Annotated in this window: 2 pseudogenes; both read left to right on the top strand. The window is 76.5% G+C overall.

Annotation, left to right across the window (positions count from 1 at the left end):
• A pseudogene (locus FNQ90_RS22840) lies at window positions 1-990 on the top strand (serine/threonine protein kinase); the annotation flags it as partial.
• Window positions 991-1,142: 152 nt separating this feature from the next.
• Window positions 1,143-1,499 (top strand): annotated as a pseudogene (locus FNQ90_RS27750) (hypothetical protein); the annotation flags it as partial.

The raw sequence follows: 1,499 nt of genomic DNA, 5'->3' as shown, positions 1-1,499 counted from the left end.
GTGCTCGAGCGCTGCCTGCGCAAGAACCCGACGGAGCGCCCCTCGGCGGAGAACCTGGCCCGTGCCCTGCGCACCGTGGCGGCGGGCATCTCCGACAACGCGGGGCCCGACGAACGCACCGCCGCACTCGGCGTCGCCGCGCTGCTGGCCCCGCCCCCCGACCCGGTGCGGGTCCCGGGTACCGGCGGCGAGCCCTCCGGCCCGCCGGACGCCGAGCCGACGCAGGCCCTGCCGGGCGGCTCCGGCGGGGTGGGCGGGACGGACCCGAACGCCGCCACCGGAGTGCTCCCGGCCGCCGGCGCGGCCCCCGGCGGCGGCCCGGACGACCGGGACGGCCCGGCCGCCACCCGCGTCATGCCGGCCGGAGGTTTCGACGGCCCCGGCGAATCCGGCGGCCCCGGGGGCCGGGAGGAGCCCCACCCCTGGGAGAACCAGCTGCGGGCGGCCCGCGACCGCAACGAACAGACCACCGTGCAGCCGCTGGACCCCGCGCAGGACCCCCTGTACCGGGCGCCGCAGCGTCGGCCCCGACCCGAGCCCCGGCGCGAACCGCGTCCGCCGCAGCGCCCCCTGCCGGCCGCCGACCCCGGCTACGGCCGTGCTCCCCGGGATCGGGGACCCGAGGGTTACGACCGGCCGCAACGGTACGAGCCCGAGCCGCCGCGCCGTCCCGAGCCCCGGCCGCGCCCGCAGCCGAGGCCCGAGCCCCGGCGCGAACCGCGTCCCCGTCGCGAGCCGCGCCGCAGCGCCAATCCCGTTCGGATCCCCGGCCTGGGGTGCCTGAAGGGTTGCCTGATCATCGTGCTGGTCCTGGCCGCCCTCGTCTTCGTGGCCTGGAACTTCACGCCGCTGCCCGACTGGGTCGCGGAGGGGCGGAGCTTCTGGGAGACGGTGCAGGAGTGGTTCGCCTCCCTGCAGGAGATGCTCGGCTTCGCCGAGGGTGCCCGGGAGACGGTGGAGGACTTCCAGAACAACCTGCCCGGTGGCTGACGCGCCGTCACCCCCGGGGCGGCTCCGGGAACGGCCGCCCCGGGAATTTGTCGACTTCCCCCGGAGATTTTCCACCTGTCTTTCCGGGTAAATGCGGACAAATAACCCGGGTTTCCGTCCCCGGTTCGCGCCTCGCGTCGTAGCCTCCCGGCATGGCACGGAACATCGGCAGCCAGTACACCCTCCACCGAGTCCTGGGCCGCGGCTCCGCCGGCACGGTCTGGCTCGCCGACGGTCCCGATGGTCCGGTGGCCGTCAAGGTCATGCGGGAGGACCTGGCCGCCGATCCCGAACTGGTCGAGCGCTTCGCCCACGAACGACACGCGCTGCTGGGCCTGGAGCACCCCAACATCGTGGGGGTCCGGGACCTGATCACCGTCTCGGCCCCGGCGGCCCGACGCGAGCCCGTGGGCACCGGGGGCGGCACGGGCCCGGGCGACACCGCCGACGGGAACACCGCGACGCCGGCACCGGACACCGACGCGGAACCCGCCCCCGCTGCCGTGCCC

The organism is Streptomyces alkaliphilus, from assembly GCF_014141535.1.
Taxonomy (GTDB): domain Bacteria; phylum Actinomycetota; class Actinomycetes; order Streptomycetales; family Streptomycetaceae; genus Streptomyces; species Streptomyces alkaliphilus.
Note: the sequence above shows the minus strand (reverse complement) of the source record. Positions and strands in the feature narration are given on the sequence as shown.